This is a genomic window from Phyllobacterium sp. K27 (assembly GCF_054796155.1).
Genome location: NZ_CM139240.1, coordinates 3,046,265 through 3,063,884, shown reverse-complemented (window position 1 = coordinate 3,063,884; position 17,620 = coordinate 3,046,265). Strand labels below are relative to the sequence as shown.

Genomic DNA, 17,620 nt, shown 5'->3' with positions numbered 1-17,620 from the left:
ATGACCGCACCCCATCCTTCAAAGACGCATATTGGCAATCACGAACTGCATCCAGAAACCTTGATGCTGAATTATGGGTACGACCCGGAACTGTCGGAAGGGGCGGTTAAGCCGCCCGTATTTCTCACCTCCACATTCGTTTTCAAATCGGCAGAGGAAGGACGCGACTTTTTCGATTTCGTCTCTGGTCGCCGCGAGCCACCGGCAGGGACTGGCGCGGGCTTGGTTTATTCCCGCTTCAATCATCCCAATAGCGAGATCGTCGAAGATCGGCTTGCCGTCTATGAGCGCACTGAAAGCTGCGCATTGTTTTCGTCGGGCATGTCCGCGATAGCCACAACACTGCTCGCCTTTGTCCGTCCAGGCGATGCGATTTTGCATTCGCAGCCACTCTATGGCGGAACCGAAACCTTATTGGCCAAGACATTCCTCAATATGGGCGTTGCTGCTGTGGGGTTTGCCGACGGAGTGAACGAAGCGTCTGTTCAAAGCGCTGCTGATGAAGCCATGAAAAAGGGCCGGGTTTCGGTCATTCTTATTGAGACGCCTGCAAATCCAACAAATAGCCTGGTTGATGTCGCCATGATCCGCCGTATTGCGGAAGCGATCGGCGAAAAGCAGGGGCATCGTCCGGTTATCGCGTGCGACAACACTTTGCTTGGCCCGGTATTTCAGCGGCCAATCGAGCACGGGGCAGACATCTCGCTCTACTCATTGACCAAATATGTCGGCGGCCACTCTGATCTCATTGCTGGTGCTGCCCTCGGCACCAAAGCAGTGATGAAGCAGGTAAAGGCGCTGCGCGGCGCCATCGGTACGCAGCTTGATCCGCATTCCTGCTGGATGCTTGGTCGTTCACTTGAGACACTAAGCATCCGCATGGAAAAGGCGAATACCAATGCTTTGGCGATAGCTGACTTTTTGCGCGATCACCCGAAAGTAGAGAAAATCCATTATTTGCCCTACCACGACCCATCATCGCCGCTGGGCAAAACATTTGCTGCGCAATGCACCGGCGCAGGCTCGACATTCTCATTTGATATTCGCGGCGGGCAACCCGCAGCTTTCAAGTTCCTCAACGCACTGCAAATATTAAAGCTCGCCGTTAGTCTTGGTGGCACGGAATCTCTTGCCAGTCATCCGGCAACAATGACCCATTCCGGTGTGCCAATTGATGTTCGACAGCGTATCGGCGTTCTGGATTCGACCATCCGCTTGTCCATAGGCATTGAGCATCCGGATGATCTGATTGCCGATCTGGCCCATGCCTTGAGTGAGGTATAAAGATACAAACTCCCGGTTTGGGACTTGTATAAATGCAAGGGGCTGTGCAGATTTGCATGGCCCCTTTTCGTTGCCGGAAGCCCTATGGTCACACGTCTTTACACTCATCCAATCTATCTTGAACATTTGACACCACCCGGCCACCCGGAGCGGCCGGATCGCTTGCGGGCGCTGGGCAAAGTGTTGGATGATAATGCATTTGATGGTTTGGACCGCATTCAGGCACCCATGGGAGATGAAGCAACCATCCTTTATGCCCATCCTGAATCCTATCTGGAGCGTGTCCGCAGGACGATACCCAATGAGGGGCTGACGCGCGTCGATTCCGACACCACAGTGAGCCCGAAGAGCTGGGAAGCAGCGCTGACAGCGATTGGGGCGGCCAATGCTGCTGTTGATGATGTGTTTTCTGGCCAAGCGGATAATGTGTTCGTGGCTTCAAGGCCGCCGGGACACCACGCGGAACGTGACAGGGCGATGGGATTCTGCCTCTTCAACAATGCTGCCATTGCTGCCCGGCACGCACAAAAGGCTTATGGTATTGCGCGCGTGGCGATTGTCGATTGGGACGTGCATCATGGCAATGGGACGCAGGATATATTCTGGGAAGACCCATCGGTGCTTTATTGCTCCACACACCAGATGCCGCTTTATCCGGGCTCTGGAGCCAAAAGCGAAACCGGCGCGGGCAATATCGTCAATGCGCCGCTTGATCCCGACACCGGCAGCGATCATTTCCGCGAAGCATTCAACACAATTATTCTGCCTTCGCTTGATGCTTTCCAGCCGGAGTTGATAATCATTTCCGCCGGGTTTGATGCGCATCACCGCGATCCTCTTGCCGAAATAAACCTCAATGAGGATGATTTTGACTGGGCAACCGGTAAGCTGATGGAAAGAGCTGGGAGCTACGCATCAAACCGTCTTGTCAGTCTTCTGGAAGGCGGGTACGACCTCAAGGGTATGTCGCTCTCCGCAGGCGCACATATCAAACGTTTGATGGAAGGATGAATAAATGGCCGATACACCGAACAACTCCGATATCGCTGCCATGAGTTTCGAGCAGGCGCTCGACCAGCTGGAAAAGATTGTTGATGATCTGGAACGCGGCGATGTTCCCTTGGAGCAGTCGATCCGCATCTATGAGCGCGGCGAAGCCCTCAAGAAACATTGCGACGCACTGTTAAAGTCCGCCGAAGACAAGGTGGAAAAGATCAAACTTGGCCGCGATGGCCAGCCGGTGGGAACAGAACCACTCGATCCGGAGTGAGATCAAGGCGCACTGTTCACCTTGTCCGCGAGCCGCTATGATCAAGCTTCAATAGTCTGGAGCTGCCTCTCATGAGCTTTTTTCCTGGTAACGATCCAGAACCTGGCGATGCTGTTGCCGTGGATTCCATTGAAACGCTGATCATACCGCGCACAAGCGACATTGGCGGATTGGAAGTGCGGCGGGCCTTGCCCACGGCCAAGCGGCGGCTGGTCGGCCCATTCATCTTCTTTGATCGCATGGGCCCGGCAATCCTTCGTCCGACCGATCCATTGGATGTGCGTCCGCATCCCCATATTGGCCTGTCGACAGTTACCTATCTGTTCGATGGAAATATTCGCCACCGCGACAGTCTTGGCACAGAAATGGTCATCAAGCCGGGTGACGTTAATCTGATGACGGCCGGACGCGGTATCGTTCATTCCGAGCGTTCGCCGGAAGAATTGCGCACGCAGCCGCTGCCCATATCAGGCTTGCAGACATGGCTCGCCCTGCCGGATCATCTCGAGGAAATTGACCCCACCTTTGCCAATACTGGGGCAAGCCAATTGCCCACGCTCCAAGAGTCGGGCCTCGACGCACGGGTCGTCATGGGGCAATTCCATGGCGCAAGTTCTGGCGTTAAACAACATGCCGAAACGCTTTATGTCGATATTCGGCTGAAGCCTGGTGCCCATATCCAGATTCCCGCCAATGCGGCCGAAGAGCGTGCCATATACACGCTGGATGGGCCCGTCGAAATTGCAGGGCAGAGCTTTCCGGCAGACCGGCTTCTGGCATTCCGACCCGGAGACGAGATTGTCATTTCTGCTCCGCAAGGTGCGCATTTCATGCTGTTTGGTGGGGCTGCCTTATCGTCCAGGCGCTATATCTGGTGGAATTTTGTCTCTTCGTCGAAGGAGCGTATTGAGCAGGCAAAAGAGGAATGGCGCACTGGCCGCTTCGATATTGTCCCGGGCGATGAGGAAGAATTCATACCCTTGCCTGAAAATTGACGTGAGCCATCACTAAGCCGATTGCTTGCCGGTTTTGCTGAATTGCTCTAGGAAAGCGCGCATCCGGTCGATTTCTGATGCTAAACTGGAATTTATAAAGTGAACAAGAAGCCTGAAACGCCATTATTGGACCGTGTGACTGTTCCTTCACAGCTGCGTGCTTTGCCGGAATCCGATCTGCCGCAATTGGCACAGGAGCTTCGCACAGAACTGATCGACGCTGTTTCGACGACGGGCGGACATCTTGGCGCAGGTCTTGGTGTCGTCGAATTGACTGTTGCCTTGCATCATGTTTTCGATACGCCGCACGACCGGATTATCTGGGATGTTGGCCATCAGGCCTATCCGCATAAGATTTTGACCGGACGGCGCGACCGCATCCGTACACTCCGGCAGGAGGGCGGACTTTCCGGCTTTACCAAGCGCAGCGAAAGCGAATACGACCCGTTTGGCGCGGCCCATTCCTCGACTTCGATTTCAGCAGGCCTCGGCATGGCGGTCGCAAGTGATCTTGCAGGCATAAAGCGCAATGTTATTTCTGTCATTGGCGATGGCGCAATGTCTGCCGGTATGGCCTATGAAGCGATGAACAATGCGGGTGCGCTGGATGCGCGGCTTATCGTAATCCTCAACGACAATGATATGTCGATTGCACCGCCGACAGGTGCCATGAGTGCCTATCTTGCGCGTCTTGTCTCCGGTCGTGCCTATCGCTCTTTCCGCGAAACGGCCAAGCAGCTTGCAAAGAAATTGCCAAAGTTCCTTCAGGAAAAAGCCAGGCGTTCGGAAGAATATGCCCGTGCCTTCTGGACTGGCGGCACCATGTTTGAAGAACTGGGTTTTTACTATGTCGGCCCCATTGATGGTCACAATCTGGATCATCTGCTGCCAGTGTTAAAGAATGTACGTGATACGATGGATGGGCCTGTGCTTATCCACGTGGTGACGCAGAAGGGTAAAGGCTATGCCCCGGCGGAAGCTTCCGCTGATAAATATCACGGTGTGAATAAGTTTGATGTAATCACCGGAGCACAGGCAAAGCCACCGGCAAATGCGCCAAGCTACACGAAGATTTTCGCCACCAGCCTGATTGAGGAAGCGCGCCACGATGACAGGATCGTCGCTGTGACGGCAGCCATGCCGGGCGGCACAGGGCTCGATCTGTTTGGCGAAGTTTTTCCAGACCGTACATTTGATGTGGGTATTGCCGAACAGCATGCGGTCACCTTTGCAGCAGGCTTGGCGAGCGAGGGTTTGAAGCCTTTCGCGGCGATTTACTCAACCTTCCTGCAGCGCGGCTATGATCAGGTCGTGCATGATGTGTCATTGCAAAATCTGCCGGTGCGCTTTCCCATTGATCGCGCAGGTCTGGTTGGTGCTGATGGTGCCACCCATGCGGGTTCTTTCGATACAGGCTTTCTTGCGGCGCTGCCCGGCTTTGTCGTTATGGCCGCCTCCGATGAGGCAGAGCTTCGCCATATGGTGCGCACCGCTGCCGAATATGATGAGGGCCCGATTTCGTTCCGCTACCCGCGCGGCGATGGGGTCGGTATCGACCTGCCGGAGCGCGGCAATATTTTGGAAATCGGCAAGGGACGCATTGTCCGCGAGGGCAGCAAAATTGCGCTTCTATCATTTGGGACACGGCTCGCCGAGTGCCTGATGGCTGCTGATGAACTCAATGCGGCAGGTCTTTCAACGACTGTAGCCGATGCACGTTTTGCCAAGCCTCTGGATGAGGATCTGATACGCCGTCTGGCCAGGGAACACGAAGTGCTCGTGACAGTCGAAGAGGGCGCTATTGGCGGGTTTGCCTCCCATGTCCTTCATTTCCTCAGCCGCGATGGTCTTCTCGATCAGGGGGTGCGTGTCCGCACATTGACGCTTCCGGATGTTTATCTCGATCATGCCAAGCCTGAGGTGCTTTATGCCCGTGCGGGTCTCGATAGTGCTGGAATTGTGGAAGCGGTGTTTGGTGCACTCGGACGTAACCATATGGTTGCGCCTGCCCGTGCCTGAATTCAATTGATGCGGCTCGATCAATTTCTGGTGGAAAATGGCCTCTTTGCCACTCGGTCGCGCGCACGAGATGCAATCATGCGCGGCACCGTCAAGGTGGATGGTGCTGTCGTCACTAAACCGGGCACTTCGGTGGGGCAAATTGCTGTGATTGCCGTAGATGATCCCGCAAGTGCTTATGTTTCCCGCGCGGCATTGAAGCTCATTGCCGCACTGGATCATTTCGCCATCAGTGCAACGGGCACGGCTCTGGACATAGGGGCTTCAACAGGTGGTTTCACGCAAGTGCTGCTTGAACGGGGTGCGGCGCACGTGATTGCAGTCGACGTTGGAACTGCTCAATTACATCCTCGCATATTGTCCGATCCCCGTGTTACCAACCTCGAAAATCTCAATGCACGCTCTCTTGCGCGCGAGCACCTTGATAGCCGGAATATTGATCTGGTTGTCTCGGATGTAAGCTTTATATCCCTGAAACTGGCTTTGCCCCCTGCGCTTGATCTGGCGAGGCAGGGTGCTCATTGTGTGTTGCTGGTGAAGCCGCAATTTGAGGCTGGCCGCGATGCAATTGGTAAGGGCGGCATTTTGCGCAATCCAGAGGATGGGATTCGCGTCGCAAATGATCTAAGAGACTGGTTGGATCAATTGCCGGGCTGGGAAGCATTAGGGCTTTGCCCTTCACCCATAGAGGGTGGCGATGGCAACCGTGAATTTCTTCTGGCCGGTATTAAAAGCAAAAACTGAAAAGACAAGATCAATGAGCACGCGCGTAACAATCGAACGGATGGGCGCCGGAGGCGATGGCATTGCTGCCACTGCTGCGGGCGCCGCCTATGTGCCATTTTCCCTGCCGGGCGAGGTTGCCAATGTAGCCTTGGAAAACGGTCGCGCCACGATGATGGCCTTGCTCGAACCGTCGCCGGAGCGGGTTGCGCCTGCATGTCGGCATTTTGAAGAGTGCGGCGGCTGCACATTGCAGCATTGGCAAGATAGCGCCTATCAGGAATGGAAAAGATCGCTGGTCCAAGATGCGCTTGGTGGCAGGGGATTGGCGTTCAAGCTTGAGCCGCTTGTCACTTGCGCGCCGCATACACGCCGCAGAACGGTCTTTGCCGTGCGCACCAGCGAGCGGGGGGCGGTGCTGGGTTTTAACAGACATCAAAGCCACGAACTGATCGATATTGCCGAGTGCCCGATAACCGTTCCGGAAATTGTCTCTCGTCTTGATGATTTGCGCGATCTCGTTGCGGTTTTGGGCGGCGGCATGAAACCGTTCAAACTCACTGTAACGTCAACAGCATCCGGCCTCGATATTACAGCTTCCGGATGTGGCGCGCCCGATGCAGCAAAGCGACAGGCGCTAACGGCACTGGTCATCAAAAAGGATTTTGCGCGCCTCTCTTTTGAAGGTGAGATCATTGTCGAGCCGCGAAAACCACTTGTTCATTTCGGCAAGGTGCCGGTGTTTTTGCCTCCGGGTGGGTTCCTGCAAGCAACAGCAGAAGCCGAAGAAGCCATGTGCGATCTGGTAGCCGGACACCTCGCCAAGGCCAAAAAGACGCTGGATCTGTTTTGTGGCTCCGGCACTTTCGCTTTTAGAATGGCGGAAAAGTCCTCAGTTCATGCGGTAGAGAGCGATCAGGGCGCTGTTGCAGCAATTGATCGCAGCGTCCGTCATGTGCAGGGATTGAAGCCGGTCACAGTCGAGCGACGCGATTTGTTCCGCAGGCCGTTTCTTGCGCGCGAACTTGCTCCGTTTAATGGCCTTGTCTTTGACCCGCCGCGCGCTGGTGCTGAAGCACAGGCAATTGAAATCGCAAAATCGTCGGTTTCAAAGGTGGCAGCGGTTTCCTGCAACCCCGTTACTTTGGCACGTGATCTGAGCATCCTCGTCAAAGGCGGATACAAGATTGATCGCGTTGTGCCGATTGACCAGTTTCTCTGGTCGTCACACGTGGAAGCCGTGGCTTTGCTTAGCAAGAAGTAGGTTGCGTTCAACATTGTGTGTGGTTCGCCCTTCGACAAGCTCAGGATGAGGCGTGGGTTGCAATGACAGTTCGCCAGCGTTGCAAGAGTTGCCTCCCTGCAATCAACTCCCCTCCCTCATCCTGAGCTTGTCGAAGGGCGTATTTGGCTTTTGCAAATCAGCCTTCCAAAAATTCTCTCCAAAAACTTATCCAACAGTTCCCGCTCTGAATTATTCTGCTCGTGTCCTTCCCGCGGGGAACAGCTTCCGGAGCCGTTCGAAGTTTGGGGAAGGATGGGCGCCTCCGATGGCGGGTTACGGACCCGCCATCCGGGGAAGTTCTGTCCAAGGGTTCCCCTGCCGTTACTAGGAACGGCGCGTGCTGGACGAGCACTTTAAGGGGCGAGTAGGTGACGCATGGCGTGCCGCAAATGGCGCTCCTTGGGTAGCCGAGGCCTCCCAAGCGGAACGGGCAGAATGCAAAATCGCCGGACGGGCGGTCTTCGGATCGCTTGAATTACTACAAAGACGCGCTTCGATGACCGCCCGTCTTTCCCACCACCTCAATAGCCAGACGCAAAAGCGGGCGTGGCAAGGGATCGCCACACCCGCGTTCTTTGACATTATGGACCGAATGAATTTAGACCGAGGTGCCACCAACGGTCATCTGATCCATACGCAAATGGGGCTGGCCAACGCCAACAGGCACCCACTGACCGCCTTTACCGCAATTGCCCATACCCGTGTCGAGTTGCAAATCATTGCCAACCATCGATATTCGCTGCATGGCATCGGGGCCGTTGCCAATAAGCATGGCACCTTTAACAGGGGCACCGATTTTTCCGTTTTCGATCATATAGGCTTCAGTGCAGCCAAAGACGAACTTGCCCGACGTTATATCGACTTGCCCGCCACCGAATGACACGGCATAGATGCCTTTTTTAACGGATGCGATGATCTCGTCCGGCGTCTTGTCCCCGCCAAGCATGTAAGTATTAGTCATGCGGGGCATCGGTGCATGCGCATATGATTCGCGCCGTCCATTGCCAGTAGGTTGCATGCCCATCAACCGCGCATTCTGGCGATCCTGCATATAGCCGACAAGAATGCCGTCATCGATCAATACCGTTTTGTTGGTCGGCATTCCTTCGTCATCCACGGTCAGCGAGCCACGGCGCTCCGAAATCGTACCGTCATCGACGACTGTCACGCCTTTGGAAGCCACTTGTTGGCCAAGCAGACCGGCAAAGGCAGATGTCTTCTTCCGGTTAAAATCACCCTCAAGGCCATGACCTACAGCTTCGTGCAGCATGACGCCCGGCCACCCGCTTGAAAGAACAATGTCGAATGTGCCGGCTGGGGCGGGAATGGCTTCAAGATTGACCAAAGCTTGGCGCAGTGCCTCGTCTGCGGCATGCTGCCATTTATCGGTGGTGATGAAGTCACCAAATCCTTTGCGCCCGCCAGCTCCGTAAGTGCCACTTTCCTGCCGGTCGCCGCTTCCGACCACGACAGAAACATTCAAGCGAACCATGGGGCGAACATCGCGAACGAAATGACCATCAGCCCGCAAAATCTCGACGTGCTGCCATGATCCGGCCAGCGATACCGAGACCTGTCGAACCTTGGGGTCTTTGGCTCGCAGATAAGCGTCGATTTCCTGGAGTAATTTTACTTTGGCTTCAAAACCGGGCGATCCCAGCGGATTTTCATCGCTGTAAAGACTGCTATTGGTTCCGGGCGGCGCAGCCGTATAGGTGCCGACATAGCCTGCTGTCACCGCAGAGGCTGCATCGGCAGCGCGTTTCAGAGCGCCCAGCGACAGTTCGCCAGCATGAGCATACCCCACGGCGTCACCGGCCACGGCGCGAAGTCCAAAACCTTGATCCTGATTGAAAGAACCATTTTTCAACCGGCCATTGTCGAAGACAAGTCCTTCCGATTCGCGATACTCGATGAACAATTCGCCATCATCAGCGCCCTTCAGGGACTGCTTGACGGTATCCAGAATTTTTTCGCGCGGGGCATCGAAACTATCGATCAGGCTTTTCATTGTATCCGGTCCGGTTTCATTTGGGTGTACCGGATGTAAGCCTTCGGGCTGCGCGCGACAACCGCTATCTTGCGGAAAGATCAGGGGAGGGCGTCGAAGCCTTCGCCGAAACCGTTGAGTTCTACCGGAATGCCGATACCCTCTTCAGGTGTCTGGAAGACGATGAAGGTTGCAGCCTTGCCGGTCTTGAGCGTCTGAACTAGCTGTTCTTCCAGAATGACCTCAGCGTAACAGCCATCTTCGAAGCAGCGCACGAAATAAGCGCGGCCAATGTCCTTGCCATCGACATTAAGGCCGAGGCCGTTTGGAAGCAGCACACCAAGTGGAGCAAGGACGCGCAATATCTTGGCTTTGTTGTCGGCAGTCTTCAGTACCACCACGGAAAGGCCCATCTCGGGACGATCCGCCGCGACAACGTTCTGGATAAGCGCGCATTGTTCTGATTTTGCGCCTGCTGGCGTATCGCAGAGAATAGACCAGGCGCCGTGAGTGGATTTGACAGTCCCGCTTTGCGGTGCGGCCAGTGCGCTGCCGGAAAGGGCAGTCAGGGACAGGGCAAAAATACCGGCAGCTATATGGCGAAGGGCTAAAATGGACATGGTGGCTCCAAAACGAATCATCCAGACGTTAGACCGCCGGGAACCGGATGAAAAGAATGCTGCACGAACACTCCCCAAGGTATGGCAGGCTTTGTTGTGTGTAATGCAAAAATGGCTGCATTGTGAGCCTGCTTCATACTTGTCCCTAAAAATGGTGGGCAGACCGATAAAAAATCGCAACTTTTATAGGTTCATGCATTTCGAGGACAAGCTGCGCGCAAAAATGCCGCATGGGATCACGTTCGCCTTCCTTGCGATGTAGGCTAATGTGTGGTTTGAACGCGACATGCGACCGGGCCTTTAACGTCCGGCATTAACGTATGGAACTGATGCTTCATTCGGGAGATCTCTAGGTGAAGAAGAATATTGTCAAGCTGGCCGGTATCCTGGGTAGCTTCCTGAGTGCCGGTACGGCCATCGCGGCGCAACCCGAGCCATGGCAAATGACATTCCAGCCAGCTGCATCCGGCATTATGGAGCAGATCGTCTGGTTCGAGCGTTATACGCTGTGGTTTATCATTCCAATCACGATTTTTGTGATGATATTGCTGGCTTGGGTGATGTTCCGTTATCGCGCCAGTGCCAATCCAGTTCCGTCAAAGACGAGCCACAATACGGCTGTTGAGATTGTCTGGACTGTCGGTCCGGTTGTCATTCTTCTTTTCCTTGCCATTCCTTCGTTTCAGTTGCTGACAGCGCAATATTCGCCTGAAGATCCCAAGCTGACGATCAAGGCGACGGGGTACCAGTGGTACTGGGGCTATGAATATCAGGCAAGTGAAACGCCGGTTTCGTTTGATTCGCTAATTCTCAAGGATACCGACCGCGCGACTGCTGGTAAGGAAGACATCAAGGCATATCCGCGCCTTTTGGCTGTGGATAATGAAATGATCGTTCCGGTCAACACGACCGTTCGCATCCTCGCTACTGCCGCAGATGTCATTCATGCTTTCGCAATGCCGGCGTTTGGCGTGAAGATTGATGCTGTGCCGGGCCGCTTGAATGAGACTTGGTTCAAGGCCGACAAAGAGGGCCTTTACTATGGCCAGTGCTCGGAAATCTGCGGCAAGGACCATGCATTCATGCCTATCGCTATCCGTGTTGTGTCAGAGCAGCAGTACAACGCATGGTACGCGGCCGCTGGCAGTGATCTGCCGGGCGCCTATAAGACACTCGCCGCATCAATCGATGATGGCAAGAATATCAATGTGGCTGGCAACTAAGTCAGCTGCGCTTTGCATTTGAGGAACGGGAGCTATCTCATGGCAGGTTCAGCTGCTCACGAAGCCCACGACGATCATCACGACCACAAACCCAGTGGTTGGACGCGTTGGGTAAATTCGACCAACCATAAGGATATCGGAACACTTTATCTGATTTTCGCGATCATCGCGGGCATAATCGGTGGCGTGCTTTCGATTGCCATGCGCGCCGAGCTTCAGGAGCCTGGCATTCAGATTTTCCACGGCCTTGCCGCCATGGTTTACGGATTCGAGGGTGATGCGGCTATCGATGCCGGCAAGCACATGTACCTCGTGTTCACGACGGCTCACGGCCTTATCATGATCTTCTTCATGGTTATGCCTGCCTTGATCGGTGGTTTTGCCAACTGGATGGTGCCGATCATGATCGGTGCGCCGGATATGGCGTTTCCACGTATGAACAACATTTCGTTCTGGCTGCTCCCGCCAGCTCTGATTCTTCTGCTTCTGTCATTGTTCGTTCCCGGCCCAGCCGGAGGCTTCGGTACAGGCGGGGGCTGGACGATCTATCCGCCACTTTCGACGACCGGTCAGCCCGGACCAGCGATGGATTTGGCAATCCTGTCGCTCCACATTGCTGGTGCCTCGTCCATTCTTGGCGCGATCAACTTCATCACCACGATTTTCAATATGCGCGCGCCTGGCATGACCCTGCACAAGATGCCGCTTTTTGCGTGGTCTGTGCTGATCACCGCCTTCTTGCTGCTGCTTGCACTGCCTGTGCTTGCCGGTGGCATCACCATGCTCCTGACAGACCGCAACTTCGGCACGACCTTCTTTGCGCCTGAAGGCGGTGGGGACCCGATCCTGTTCCAGCATTTGTTCTGGTTCTTCGGTCATCCGGAAGTGTACATTATGATTTTGCCAGCCTTCGGCATTGTCAGCCACATCGTATCGACCTTCTCCAGAAAGCCGATCTTTGGCTATTTGGGCATGGCTTACGCCATGGTCGCCATTGGTGTTGTCGGGTTCATCGTATGGGCGCACCATATGTACACGGTCGGTCTTTCGCTCGACACACAGCGCTACTTCGTCTTCGCGACGATGGTTATCGCAGTGCCGACAGGCGTAAAGATTTTCTCCTGGATTGCGACCATGTGGGGTGGATCGATTGAGTTCAAACCGCCAATGGTTTGGGCAATCGGCTTCATCTTCCTGTTTACGGTCGGCGGTGTGACAGGTGTTCAGCTGGCCAATGCGGGTCTGGATCGTGCAATGCACGACACCTACTACGTTGTCGCCCACTTCCATTATGTTCTGTCACTGGGTGCTGTGTTTGGTATCTTCGCCGGTTGGTATTACTGGTTCCCGAAGATGACGGGTTACATGTATAACCACACGATTGCCCACACGCACTTCTGGGTTACGTTCATTGGCGTTAACCTCGTGTTCTTCCCGCAGCACTTCCTTGGGCTTGCTGGTATGCCACGTCGCTATATCGACTATCCGGATGCCTTCCAGGGTTGGAATGAAGTATCGTCCATCGGCTCTTATATTTCCGGTGTTGCCGTTCTTATTTTCCTCTTTGGTGTGTTCGAGGCATTTGCCAAGAAGCGCGAAGCCGGCGCGAACCCATGGGGTGTAGGTGCAACCACGTTGGAATGGCAGCTTTCGTCGCCTCCACCATTCCATCAGTGGGAACAGCTTCCACGCATTAAATAATGATCACGATAACCGGGCTGCAAAACAGCCCGGTTATCTCCTGAAATAACTGAACTTTAAGATTGAGCGCATGTCACTGATCGAGAAACACGCAACACTGGATGCAAACATTGGCCTCTCTGAAGCCAATGCATCAGACTATATTGCGCTTCTCAAACCGCGTGTCATGTCGCTCGTCGTTTTTACGGGCCTTGTTGGCCTGATGGCAGCTCCGGGACACATTAATCCGATCATTGCCGCTATTGCGATCCTTTGCATCGCCGTGGGGGCTGGCGCGTCCGGCGCTCTCAATATGTGGTACGACGCCGATATTGACGCGGTGATGAAGCGCACTGCCAAGCGCCCAATACCAGCCGGTCGGCTCTCCCGCGATGAAGCGCTGACCTTTGGCTTGCTGCTTTCAATCTTTTCCGTTTTAACACTTGGCCTTTTTGTCAATTTGTTATCGGCGTTCCTGCTGGCTTTCACCATTTTCTTCTATGCCGTCGTTTATACGATGTGGTTGAAGCGCTCTACACCGCAGAATATCGTTATTGGTGGCGCAGCTGGAGCTTTTCCCCCCATGATCGGTTGGGCTGCAGTGACCGATTCGATCAGTATGGAAAGCATCGTCCTCTTTCTCATCATCTTTCTGTGGACTCCACCTCATTTCTGGGCGCTGTCGCTGTTCATGTCCGATGATTACGAGAAGGCCAAGATTCCGATGATGCCCAATGTGATGGGCGAAGCTTCAACGAAATTTCAGATTTGGCTATATACAATTCTGGTTGCTCCGGTGGCCGTCCTGCCTTGGGTTATGGGTTTCGCAGGTCCCGTGTACGGCGTGTTTTCCATCGCTATGGGCGTTGTGTTTCTATTTTATGCTTGGACCGTATGGCGCGCGGAAGTCGGCGAGGCCATGATCAAACCGGCAAAGAAAATGTTCGCGTTTTCCATCTTCTATCTTTTCAGTCTCTATGCCGTGCTGCTCGGCGAGATACTCGTGCGTAAAGTACTTTTGGTTATGGGTGTGTGAATGAGTGATGATCGCGTAATTCTAAGCGACAAGCAGAAGCGCGCTCGACGCAGCCGTTCGCTTGCACTTGCGCTTGCGCTCGCAGCTTTCGTTATTATCGTTTATGTCGGTACATGGGCGAAACTTGGTGCCAACATTTTGAACAGGTCTATGTGATGAGCATGGAAACCGGTCCTGATAAACAAGCTCCCGTAAAGCGTAAGGTCTCGGACCGGACGATTGCTGTTTCCTGTTTGGCATTTTTCTTCGGTATGGTTGGCATGGCTTTCGCTGCAGTGCCGCTTTATGCGATGTTCTGCCAGGTAACCGGCTATGGTGGTACGACCCAGCGCGTCGAGCAGATGTCGGACACTATCCTCGACAAGACAATCACCGTGCGTTTTGACGCCAATACATCAGGCGGATTGCCATGGGATTTCAAGCCCATGCAACGGGACGTGTCGCTGAAGATCGGCGAGACAAAACTGATCAAATATGAAGCCAGGAACATTGCATCACAGCCGACTTCGGGACGCGCGCTGTTCAATGTGACACCCATGGCTGCTGGTGCATATTTCAACAAAGTTGAGTGTTTTTGCTTTACAGACACTGTGTTGAAGCCGGGCGAAGATCTTGAAATGCCGGTGGTATTTTTCATCGATCCTGAGATTGTAAATGCGCCGGAGCTTAAGGGTGTAAATACTATTACATTATCCTACACATTCTTTCCGATACCAATGCCTGCGCCCGTTGCGGCCAGTGCGAAGGTGAACAAGACAACGACATCGGGGCAGCTCTGAGGAGATGTCGATGTCTAGTGCAATAAATAGACCTTGCGGGGGTTAACATGGCCGAAGCGCACCAAAAGAACCACGACTATCATATTATCGATCCAAGTCCTTGGCCGTTCCTTGCCTCGGTAGGCGCATTCATCCTTGCCCTCGGTGGCATTGGCTACATGCAATACAATAAGGGTGGCGAGTTCGTCCTGTTCAATGCCAATCTGACAACGCCTTGGCTTTTCGCCATTGGCTTGCTCATTGTCCTCTATACGATGTATGGCTGGTGGTCGGACACGATCAAGGAAGGCAAGCAAGGGCATCATACCCGCGTTGTGTCGTTGCATTTGCGCTATGGCATGATCATGTTCATCGCTTCGGAAGTGATGTTTTTCGCGGCGTGGTTCTGGGCGTTCTTCGATGTGAGTCTTTACCCGGGCGAAGTCGAGCAGGTAGCCCGTACCACATTTACAGGTGGCGTCTGGCCGCCAAAAGGGCTTGAAGTTCTCGATCCTCTGCACCTCCCATTGTACAACACCGTTATCCTGTTGCTGTCTGGTACGACTGTCACATGGGCTCATCATGCGTTGATCCACAACGACCGCAAAGGTCTGATAACTGGTCTATCGCTCACTGTTGTGCTTGGCGTTATCTTCTCATTTGTTCAAGCATATGAGTACATCCATGCGCCCTTTGCATTCAAAGATTCGATCTATGGTGCAACCTTCTTCATGGCGACTGGTTTCCATGGTTTCCACGTCATTATCGGAACGATCTTTCTGGCGATTTGCCTGCTTCGTTCCATCCGCGGCGATTTCACACCCGATAAGCATTTCGGTTTTGAAGCTGCTGCATGGTACTGGCATTTCGTCGACGTGGTTTGGTTGTTCCTGTTCTTCACGATCTATGTATGGGCATCGTGGGGTGCGCCGATCGCTGCCGGTCATTAAAGCTGGTAGTTCTGACAATAATGAGAGCGGCCGCAGAAATGCGGCCGCTCTCATTATTTGGGCACATTGCTGCGGCAAGGAATGGCCATGGTCATTAGATTTATGTCACTTTTGGTCTTTGTGGTCAGCCTCTTGTCGGCGAGCATAATGCTCACTCACGCGGCTGAAAAGGTTGACCTTGTTCGGGTGGAGAAATCCGAGCGCAAGATGCAGCTTTTATCTGCAGGTGAGATCGTTAAAGAGTATAAGATTGCACTGGGCGCGCGACCTGTTGGCCACAAGCGATGGGAAGGTGATGAGCGCACACCGGAAGGCCGGTACGTTCTTGACTGGCGAAATCCTAAAAGTATGGCGCATAAATCCATTCACATCTCTTACCCGAATGCGCAAGATAAAGCGGCGGCCAAGTCGATGGGGGTGTCGCCGGGTGGGGAGATAATGATTCATGGCGCGATCAATGGATATGGCTGGTGGGGTTGGGTGCTTCAACTTATCGACTGGACAGATGGGTGCATAGCGGTCACTAATCCCGAGATGGATGAGATCTGGGCGCTTGTCCAGAATGGTACGCCGATCGAAATCTACCCTTGAGTGATAATGTGATGAATGAAGATTCTGCCCTTTACCCGCCCGTTGATCCGTTCGCTGCCGGAGTAAAGGCCAAATGCCCGCGTTGCGGGCAGGGAAAGCTATTTGACGGCTTCATTACTCCGGCCAAGCGCTGCACAAGTTGCGGTCTGGATTATTCGTTTATCGATTCCGGAGACGGTCCGGCAGTTCTTGTCATGCTGCTTATCGGCTTTATTGTTGTTGGGCTTGCACTGTGGATGGAAGTCAATATCGATCCGCCGCTATGGGTACATTTTCTGCTGTGGATACCGCTGGCGCTGTTATTATGCTTGACCGCGCTCCGCTGGATGAAAGGTGTATTGATAGCGCTTCAATACAAGCACAAGGCTGCAGAAGGCCAACTGGATATTCCATCATCAAATGAACACTAGTCCAATTGCTGCGGGGCGGCGGCGTTTCCCTTGGATCACGTTGATCCTTGGTTCCATTGTTTTTGTCATTCTGATTGGGCTTGGTACCTGGCAGGTCGAGCGTCTGCAATGGAAAGAAAATCTACTTGCGGAAATCGAGCAGCGAACCCATGCAGCACCCACTTCGCTCAGTGAGATTGAAAGCGTGTGGGCAGAAAAACGCGATGTAGATTACCGGACAATTACGGTCGTCGGCCAGTTTATGAATGGGCAGGAGCGTCATTTCTTTGCAACTTTTGCAGGAATGTCCGGCTTTTTTGTTTATGCACCGCTTCAACTGACCGATGGCCGGTTCATCTTCATCAATCGTGGTTTCGTGCCCTATGACAAGAAAGAACCAACCAGTCGTGACCAAAGCATAGAAGGACCAGTTACCATTAAGGGGCTAGCGCGCAACCCGCTTGACGCCAAACCCTCGTCCCTTGTTCCTGATAATGATTTGAAGGCCAATATTTACTATTGGAAAGATCTGCCGGTAATGGCGGCGCAGTCTGGAGTGCCCGAAAACAGGCTTGTCCCCTTCTTCATTGATGCCGATAAGACGCCTAATCCAGGTGGCCTGCCCATCGGTGGCGTGACGATTATCGATCTACCGAACAGTCATTTGCAGTATGCGGTCACTTGGTATGGGCTCGCAGCCACCTTGCTGGCAATTGTAGGAATATCAATCTGGCGGCGTACACATCCAAAAGATGAACCGGTTCAATCCGATGGTTCGGGGTTGACTTCCCGTTGATTGCCGCCCAA

19 protein-coding genes are annotated in these 17,620 nt (G+C 53.8%); 17 read left to right on the top strand and 2 right to left on the bottom strand.

Going from position 1 to position 17,620, the window contains the following annotated elements:
* The 7 genes from ACYJL1_RS15180 (at position 1) to ACYJL1_RS15150 (ending at position 7,555) form a co-directional block, all read left to right on the top strand.
* Entirely contained in the window at positions 1-1,284 is a 1,284-nt protein-coding gene (locus tag ACYJL1_RS15180; RefSeq protein WP_460896158.1) for a cystathionine gamma-synthase family protein, read from the top strand.
* Positions 1,285-1,368: 84 nt separating this feature from the next.
* Complete coding sequence (locus ACYJL1_RS15175) at positions 1,369-2,295, top strand: histone deacetylase family protein (protein ID WP_460896157.1); 927 nt, start codon at positions 1,369-1,371, stop codon at positions 2,293-2,295.
* A 4-nt stretch (positions 2,296-2,299) separates the two neighbouring features.
* A complete protein-coding gene (locus ACYJL1_RS15170; RefSeq protein ID WP_008125256.1) occupies positions 2,300-2,554 on the top strand; it encodes an exodeoxyribonuclease VII small subunit in 255 nt (84 codons plus the stop codon).
* A 71-nt stretch (positions 2,555-2,625) separates the two neighbouring features.
* Positions 2,626-3,549: a pirin family protein gene (locus tag ACYJL1_RS15165; protein WP_460896156.1), complete on the top strand. Its 924-nt coding sequence runs from the start codon at positions 2,626-2,628 to the stop codon at positions 3,547-3,549.
* 99 nt (positions 3,550-3,648) lie between these two features.
* The gene (gene dxs, locus ACYJL1_RS15160) at positions 3,649-5,568 is read left to right on the top strand and encodes a 1-deoxy-D-xylulose-5-phosphate synthase (protein ID WP_460896155.1); all 1,920 of its coding nucleotides are present in this window, start codon (positions 3,649-3,651) and stop codon (positions 5,566-5,568) included.
* 9 nt (positions 5,569-5,577) lie between these two features.
* Positions 5,578-6,312 (top strand): TlyA family RNA methyltransferase, encoded by a 735-nt coding sequence (locus ACYJL1_RS15155; RefSeq protein ID WP_460896154.1) that lies wholly within the window; start codon positions 5,578-5,580, stop codon positions 6,310-6,312.
* Positions 6,313-6,325: 13 nt separating this feature from the next.
* Positions 6,326-7,555, top strand: coding sequence for a class I SAM-dependent RNA methyltransferase (locus ACYJL1_RS15150; RefSeq protein ID WP_460896153.1), 1,230 nt, complete (start codon positions 6,326-6,328; stop codon positions 7,553-7,555).
* Positions 7,556-8,174: 619 nt separating this feature from the next.
* Here ACYJL1_RS15150 and tldD read toward each other — a convergent pair.
* Together tldD and ACYJL1_RS15140 are read right to left on the bottom strand one after the other, a co-directional pair.
* Complete coding sequence (tldD, locus tag ACYJL1_RS15145; RefSeq protein ID WP_460896152.1) at positions 8,175-9,587, bottom strand: metalloprotease TldD; 1,413 nt, start codon at positions 9,585-9,587, stop codon at positions 8,175-8,177.
* Between the two features lie 80 nt (positions 9,588-9,667).
* Positions 9,668-10,186 carry an invasion associated locus B family protein gene (locus ACYJL1_RS15140; RefSeq protein ID WP_122086590.1) on the bottom strand — a complete coding sequence of 173 codons (519 nt, stop codon included), beginning with the start codon at positions 10,184-10,186 and terminating at the stop codon, positions 9,668-9,670.
* Between ACYJL1_RS15140 and ACYJL1_RS15135 the strand changes: the two genes are divergently transcribed.
* The 10 genes from ACYJL1_RS15135 to ACYJL1_RS15090 all read left to right on the top strand — a co-directional run bounded on the left by ACYJL1_RS15135 (position 10,179) and on the right by ACYJL1_RS15090 (position 17,609).
* The gene (locus ACYJL1_RS15135; RefSeq protein WP_460896151.1) at positions 10,179-10,448 is read left to right on the top strand and encodes a hypothetical protein; all 270 of its coding nucleotides are present in this window, start codon (positions 10,179-10,181) and stop codon (positions 10,446-10,448) included. The two genes, ACYJL1_RS15140 and ACYJL1_RS15135, sit on opposite strands and share 8 nt — an antisense overlap.
* A 91-nt stretch (positions 10,449-10,539) precedes the next feature.
* Positions 10,540-11,409, top strand: a complete 870-nt coding sequence (gene coxB / locus ACYJL1_RS15130; RefSeq protein ID WP_460896150.1) for a cytochrome c oxidase subunit II — start codon at positions 10,540-10,542, stop codon at positions 11,407-11,409.
* Positions 11,410-11,448: 39 nt separating this feature from the next.
* On the top strand, positions 11,449-13,110 hold the full coding sequence (gene ctaD / locus ACYJL1_RS15125) for a cytochrome c oxidase subunit I (protein WP_460896149.1): 1,662 nt from the start codon (positions 11,449-11,451) through the stop codon (positions 13,108-13,110).
* Positions 13,111-13,180: 70 nt separating this feature from the next.
* A complete protein-coding gene (locus tag ACYJL1_RS15120) occupies positions 13,181-14,125 on the top strand; it encodes a heme o synthase (RefSeq protein WP_460896148.1) in 945 nt (314 codons plus the stop codon).
* Positions 14,126-14,281, top strand: a complete 156-nt coding sequence (locus ACYJL1_RS15115) for a hypothetical protein (RefSeq protein WP_460896147.1) — start codon at positions 14,126-14,128, stop codon at positions 14,279-14,281. It abuts the gene before it with no gap.
* The gene (locus ACYJL1_RS15110; RefSeq protein WP_460896146.1) at positions 14,281-14,904 is read left to right on the top strand and encodes a cytochrome c oxidase assembly protein; all 624 of its coding nucleotides are present in this window, start codon (positions 14,281-14,283) and stop codon (positions 14,902-14,904) included. Before ACYJL1_RS15115 ends, ACYJL1_RS15110 begins: the two co-directional genes overlap by 1 nt.
* Before the next feature lie 47 nt (positions 14,905-14,951).
* A complete protein-coding gene (locus tag ACYJL1_RS15105; protein ID WP_460896145.1) occupies positions 14,952-15,833 on the top strand; it encodes a cytochrome c oxidase subunit 3 in 882 nt (293 codons plus the stop codon).
* Between the two features lie 87 nt (positions 15,834-15,920).
* Entirely contained in the window at positions 15,921-16,424 is a 504-nt protein-coding gene (locus tag ACYJL1_RS15100) for a L,D-transpeptidase family protein (RefSeq protein ID WP_460896144.1), read from the top strand.
* An 11-nt stretch (positions 16,425-16,435) separates the two neighbouring features.
* On the top strand, positions 16,436-16,834 hold the full coding sequence (locus tag ACYJL1_RS15095) for a DUF983 domain-containing protein (protein WP_460898060.1): 399 nt from the start codon (positions 16,436-16,438) through the stop codon (positions 16,832-16,834).
* The gene (locus ACYJL1_RS15090) at positions 16,824-17,609 is read left to right on the top strand and encodes an SURF1 family protein (RefSeq protein WP_460896143.1); all 786 of its coding nucleotides are present in this window, start codon (positions 16,824-16,826) and stop codon (positions 17,607-17,609) included. Before ACYJL1_RS15095 ends, ACYJL1_RS15090 begins: the two co-directional genes overlap by 11 nt.
* Positions 17,610-17,620: the final 11 nt, after the last annotated feature.